Source organism: Stenotrophomonas maltophilia group sp. Smal17, from assembly GCF_030237045.1.
GTDB lineage: Bacteria > Pseudomonadota > Gammaproteobacteria > Xanthomonadales > Xanthomonadaceae > Stenotrophomonas > Stenotrophomonas forensis.
Window position 1 is genome coordinate 40,397 of sequence record NZ_JASJSU010000034.1, and the last position, 6,061, is coordinate 46,457.

Consider the following 6,061-nt stretch of genomic DNA (forward strand, 5'->3'; position numbering starts at 1 on the left):
ATCGGCGGGGAACGCTGGGTTCCGCCGCCGTCAACGCGCCTGCCAGGGGCTCAGCCGTGGCCGGCGGCCACCACCGCCAGGGTCAGCCGCGAGATGCACACCAGGCGGCCCTGCTCGTCCTCGATGCGGATCTCCCACAGCTGGGTGCTGCGGCCCACGTGCAACGCGCGGGCGGTGCCGGTGACCGTGCCCGAGCGCACCGCACGCACGTGGTTGGCGTTGATCTCCAGGCCCACGCAGATCTGCTTGCCGGTCTCCACGCACAGGTTGCCGGCGCTGCTGCCCAGCGTTTCGGCCAGCACCACCGAGGCGCCGCCGTGCAGGATGCCGTAGGGCTGGCGGGTGCGTTCGTCCACCGGCATGGTCGCCTGCAGCCAGTCTTCGCCGGCGGCGCTGAAGACGATGCCCAGGGATTCAATCGCCGTGCTGCGGCTGAGCGCGTTGAGCTGCTCGATGGAAACGGCTTCGCGGAATACCTGGGCCATGCGGGTACCTTCAGAGGATGGGAACGAGGCCGGCGCCGAATGCGGTCAGCATGCGCACCAGCAGCCACTTGGGGCCGACGTTGACTTCGGGGAAGTCGCCGACGGCGACGTAGCAGGTGTGGAAGGCCGGGTCCTGCCGCGGCAGCGGCTGCGGGCACTCCGGGCCGGGCTTGAATTCGTAGTCGGTGGCATAGCGCCAGGGCCAGAAATCGAGGATCGGCAGCGCTTCGGACGCCTTGCCGACGCTGTAGTTCAGGCCCGACAGCACCGGCGGCTTGGCCCGTGGCGCCACCGTCCAGGAGTTCTGCGGATGGGTATCGCGCAGGATGCTCTGGGCCAGCTGCTCGGCAAACACCGGGTCATCGATGATCACCGCGCCTTCGGTGTTGTAGTTCTCGCTGCGCGGATCGAAGTTGTGGGTGCCGACCACCCCGATACGGCGGTCGACCACCAGCGACTTCGCATGCAGGCCCATGCGCGCGCCCTTGCGGGTGACCGGCAGCGGCTTGTTGACCGCCTTGCTGCCGAGGAACGACGGCCGCGTCTCGGTACGCAGCAGGCGCGTCTCCACTTCGCTGCCGGCGGCGCGGCGGCGTTCCCGCGCATTCTGGTAGGCGCTGCCGGTGCGCGGGTGGTTCACCACGGCCTGTTGCTTGCTGGCCGGTAGCGTGCGCCCGGTGCTGCCCCCTCCGGCATTGCTGCCGGCGGCACTGCCGCCGAGCAACGGATTGCGCCCGCCATCGTCCTCGCCGTCGGGTGCGGTGATCGGGTCGGGCAGCAGGTTGCGGTAGTCGACCGGCGCATCCAGCGGGAACGGCTTGTATTCGAAGATGTTGAAGCCCAGTTCGCGCATGTTGCGCCGCTTGTACTTGTACGACAGCGCATACACGATCGGGTTGTCGGTGGCCGCCAGGCTGTTGCTGGACACCACCACGCGCGGGGGTTGCGGGCGCTTGCGCAGCTCGCGGAACAGTTTCTGCGCCGGCTTTGACAGCACCAGGTAGGGCGTCTGCAGGATCACTTCCTTCTGCGCGCTGGCAATCAGTGCATCCAGCTGCGGTTCGGTCACGTGCTGGCCGGCCAGCGGCGCGTCGGGCTGCTCGCGGCGGTGCTTGCGCGGCAGGTCGGCCACGTAGCGCACCGAGGCCACCGGCAGCGCGGTATCGACGAAGGAACGGGTGACGAACTCGTTGTCGTTGGCCTCGGCGCTGACCCGCTGCACCCGTTCCGGGCGGCGGAAGGTGGCCGGCGGCAGGGTCGGCACGCCCTCGCGCAGCAGGGTGCGGCCGACGTCGTTCAGGCGTTCGGCCGGCACGCTGCGGTGGGCGCGCCAGAACGCATCGAAGTTGGCCGCCATCGCACGTGCTTCCGGGCCAGCGATCAGCACGTCGCGGTCGCGGAAGTTGTACTCGCGGTCCCAGTCGTAATAGTCGTCCTGGTAGTTGCGGCCGCCGACCACGCCGATCGCATCGTCGATCACCAGCAGCTTGTTGTGCATGCGCTGGTTGAAACGGCGGAAGCAGCACAGCACGCTGCCGGCGTAGTCGAAGTAGTTCAGCCTGGCTTTGCCGAAGGTCGGGTTGTAGACCCGCAGCTGGAAGTTCTGGTGCGCACCGGACAACGCACCGAGGATCTGCAGGTCGGAGATCGCCGAGAGCTGGTCGATCAGCACCCGCACCTTCACCCCGCGGCGCGATGCGGCCAGCAGCTCGTCGATGACCAGCCGGGCGCTGTCGTCCTTGTCGAAGATGTAGGTCTGAAGGTCGATGCTGCGGGTGGCGCTGCGCAGCAGGTTCAGGCGCGCCACCAGAGCACCTTCGCCTTCATCCAGCAGGGTCGCGTAGTGGCGCGGCCGTTCCGGGGTGGATTCGGTGAACGCGCGGCCGGCCAGCGCCCGCAGCGGCGAGTCCTGTGCGCAGCGGTCGGCACGCTGGCAATCGACCACGGCCGAGCGCGCCTGCACGGCGATCGCTTCGGCCCGGTCGCGCTCGGCATGCGAGAGCGATGCACAACCACTGCCCAGCAACACGGTTGCCAGCGCCAGTACACGCAGCAGGAGGTTCACGGTTTCGGCGCCTCGCTCAGGCGCGCACGCAATACGAAGGTCACTCGGTCACTCAAGGCAAGCTGCCAGCTGTCCATGCCATACCGGCCTCGCTGCACGGTACCGCGGCTGACGACGTCGCAATCATAGCCGGGTCGGGCGCACTCCGCCTTCTCGACCTTCAGTTTCTCCGGGTGGCTGATCCCGCGCAGGGTCAGGCGGCCATCAATGTCGCCCCCGTTTTCCACGGTCTCCGGCCAGTACGGCAGCGAGTCGAACTCGACCACCGGATGACGGCCGGCATCGAAGAATTCCTCGCCCCGCATCCAGCCGGTATAGCGCGCCTTGCCCGGGATCTCGACCGAGCGCGTGAACATCTTCAGGTGCACCTGGTGCCGGCCATCGGAAAGGATCTCGATGCGGCCCTCGAAGTGCGGGAACACGCCTTCGATGCGTTGCCCGAACCGGGTGCGCACCTCGAAGCCGATCTGCGAACGCACGGTATCCAGGCGCAGCATGCGCGGGGCTTCGGCCGCCACCGGCGGCAACGGGGTCGGCGGCGGCACCACGGCCCAGGCCGGGCCCAGTGCCAGCAGCGCGGGCAGCAGCAAGCGGCCGCGCCGCGCCAGGCTCATCGGATCACGGCCACCAGAACGCGTTCAGGCTGGCCACGCCCGGTTCAATCGCAGACTCACGCGGGAAGCCGAGCACGGCGATGCCGGCCGGCGGCATGCCGCGGTAGTCGCTGCTGCTGCCCTCGGTCATCAATGCCACCAGGCGCTCCAGGCCCGGGTTGTGGCCGACGATCAGCACCCGGTCGAGGTCACGGCGATCATCCACCAGAGCCGCCAGGGTGCCGGGGGTCGCTTCGTAGATGCGGTCTTCCAGGCGCTTCTCGACGTAGCCGATGGTGCCGAGGACGGCTTCCAGGGTCTCGCGGGTGCGCCGCGCCGGCGAGCACAGCACGCAGTCCGGCAGCAGGTTGTTTTCCTTCAGCCACTTGCCGGCGGCTTCGGCTTCGGCCAGCCCCACCGGCGACAGCGGCCGGTCGAGGTCGGCCTGGCCGGGGGTGGCCGGTTCGGCATGGGCATGGCGCAGCAGGATCAGTTCACGCATCGCGGGTTTCCATGAAGAAGAGGATGCATCAGGAAAAGTGACGCCGATATCAAAGTTTCAGCCACGACAGCAGGGGCTCCCAATCGGCCTGGTGTTCGCGCACCTGGGCCGAGCGGTAGTCGAACAGGCTGCGGCCGAGGCCGGTCATGACCACGTAGCTCTGGCTGTCACGCAGCTGCGCGACCACCGGGTAGGGCCATTCGGCCAGCATCTGCAGGGCCTGCTGCGAAGTCTGGGTCCAGGGCTTGGTACGGTTCAGGACCAGGCCGACCGGCAGCTTGCGGCTGTGCACCCGCGGGTTCTGGGCCAGGCTGTTGAGGAAACCGACGATGGCCTCGATGTCCAGCGCCGAAGGCAGCACCGGCACCACCACCGCGTCGGCAGCGTCAAGGAAATGGGGGATATCGTCGGCCAATGCCCCCGCAGGCGCATCGATGATGACGGTTTCGGTGCCGTCGGGCAGCTTCTGCGCCCAGTGCTTCTTGCGATGCACGTCGATGGGAAGCACCGCGCTTTCCAGCCCGGCACGCCGTTGCGCCCAGCGGGTGCTGGAGCCCTGCGGGTCGGCATCGGCGATCACCGTGGCCTTGCCCTGCAATGCCGCGTACGCGGCCAGGTGGGTGGCGACGGTGGTCTTGCCCACCCCGCCCTTGGAACCGGCCACCAGGATCGTCTTCATGCCAGCCTCGCTTCCGGGTACGTGCCCCGAGCGTACACCGGCGGTGGTGACGGGAGGTAGCGCCGCGCTGAACCTGTACCGCTTGGCTTTGCTATCGTGGCGCCCCCGAAGGATCGAACCGGCATGAGCGAGCTGCAGGACCTGAGCGCACTGATCCGCGCCAATACCCCCCTGATCGTGATCGAAACCCAGGACGAGGGCCGCATCGTCGAGCTGTTCCGGCAGACGCTGATGCACGTGTGGCGGGCGCTGCACCGCTGGTCGATCACCGAGGGCCTGCGCCGCATCGACCTGGACAGCGAAGACCCGCCGGTCGGTCCTCCCGATGCCAGCGCAGCCCTGCAGATGATCCGCCAGGCGGATCAGCGCGGGGTCTACCTGCTGCTCGATTTCCACCCCTACCTAGGCTATGCCAGCCACCAGCGCGCGCTGCGCGACCTGATCCAGCGCCGCCACAGCGAGCCGCACGTGCTGGTGCTGATCGGTGCCAAGGTAGAACTGCCGGCCGAGCTGGAAGCGCTGGCGGTGCGCTTCAACCCGCGCCTGCCCGATGCCAACGCGCTGTTGAAGATGCTGCGCGAGGAGGCCGACGCCTATGCGCGCGAGCACGGCGGACGCCGCGTGGAAGTCGACAGCGAAGCGGTGAAGAAGATCCTGAAGAACCTGCAGGGCCTGAGCCTGGTGGATGCCCGGCGCATCGCGCGCCAGCTGATCTACGCCGACGGCGCGCTGCGCGACGACGACCTGCCGCAGCTGGCACGGCTGAAGTTCGAGCTGCTCAACCGCAGCGGGCACCTGTTCTTCGAGCATGACAGCGCGCGCTTCGGCGACGTGGCCGGGGCCAACCGGCTCAAGCGCTGGATCAACCAGCGGCGGGTGGCGTTCATCGCCGGCTCGGCACCGGCCGGGCTGGACCCGCCGCGCGGCATGCTGCTGCTGGGCGTGCAGGGCTGCGGGAAGTCGATGCTGGCCAAGGCCACCGCCGCCGGTTTCGGCGTGCCGCTGCTGCGCCTGGACGTGGGCGCGCTGTACAACAAGTACCACGGCGAGACCGAGGCCAACCTGCGCCAGGCGCTGGCCTCGGCCGAACAGCTGGCACCGTGCGTGCTGTGGATGGACGAGATCGAGAAGGGGCTGGCAACCGGTGGCGAGGACGGCGGCGTGTCGCGCCGCGTGCTCGGTTACCTGCTGACCTGGATGGCCGAGCGCAAGGCGCCGGTGTTCATCGTCGCCACCGCCAACCAGGTACAGGAACTGCCGGCCGAACTGCTGCGCAAGGGCCGCTTCGACGAGATCTTCTTCGTCGACCTGCCCACCCCGGACGTCCGCGTGGAACTGCTGCGGCTGCACCTGGGCCGGCGCCAGCTCAACGCCGATGACTTCGCACTGCCGGCGCTGGCCGCAGCGGCGAACGGTTTTTCCGGTGCCGAGATCGAACAGGCGATCGTGGCCGGCCTGTATGCAGCGCATGCGGAAAGCCGGCCGCTGGACACCGAGCTGCTGATGAGCGAGATCCGCGCCACGCGGCCGCTGTCGGTGCTGATGGCCGAACAGGTGGAGGCGCTGCGGGCGTGGGCGTCGGGGCGGACGGTGTCCGCGGACGACTGAGGGGTTTCCCGCGAACGGCGCTGCCCCTCGTGGCGGGTTGGCCGTGAACATCAAAAGCCGCGCCTGGCCGGGCGGGGTGGGTTCGCGGGGGACGCCGTGAACCCCCTCCGGGGCCCGGCCCAGCCGCTG

6 protein-coding genes are annotated in these 6,061 nt (G+C 68.9%); 1 reads left to right on the top strand and 5 read right to left on the bottom strand.

The genetic code is table 11. From position 1 onward, the window contains the following. Nucleotides 1–50: 50 nt before the first annotated feature. From QRO93_RS11245 to QRO93_RS11265, 5 genes are read right to left on the bottom strand one after another with little or no spacing between them, the layout of a single operon-like run. A complete protein-coding gene (locus QRO93_RS11245; protein WP_004153521.1) occupies nucleotides 51–485 on the bottom strand; it encodes a hotdog fold thioesterase in 435 nt (144 codons plus the stop codon). A gap of 10 nt (nucleotides 486–495) precedes the next feature. After that, entirely contained in the window at nucleotides 496–2,550 is a 2,055-nt protein-coding gene (locus tag QRO93_RS11250) for a phospholipase D family protein (protein ID WP_053448441.1), read from the bottom strand. Then, complete coding sequence (locus tag QRO93_RS11255) at nucleotides 2,547–3,164, bottom strand: YceI family protein (RefSeq protein WP_008266732.1); 618 nt, start codon at nucleotides 3,162–3,164, stop codon at nucleotides 2,547–2,549. Before QRO93_RS11255 ends, QRO93_RS11250 begins: the two co-directional genes overlap by 4 nt. Before the next feature lie 4 nt (nucleotides 3,165–3,168). Further along, nucleotides 3,169–3,645, bottom strand: a complete 477-nt coding sequence (locus QRO93_RS11260) for a histidine phosphatase family protein (RefSeq protein WP_008265580.1) — start codon at nucleotides 3,643–3,645, stop codon at nucleotides 3,169–3,171. A 49-nt stretch (nucleotides 3,646–3,694) separates the two neighbouring features. Then, entirely contained in the window at nucleotides 3,695–4,324 is a 630-nt protein-coding gene (locus tag QRO93_RS11265) for a ParA family protein (protein WP_053448440.1), read from the bottom strand. A 123-nt stretch (nucleotides 4,325–4,447) separates the two neighbouring features. Here QRO93_RS11265 and QRO93_RS11270 point away from each other — a divergent pair, with 123 nt between their 5' ends. After that, nucleotides 4,448–5,932, top strand: coding sequence for an AAA family ATPase (locus QRO93_RS11270; RefSeq protein WP_164086746.1), 1,485 nt, complete (start codon nucleotides 4,448–4,450; stop codon nucleotides 5,930–5,932). Nucleotides 5,933–6,061: the final 129 nt, after the last annotated feature.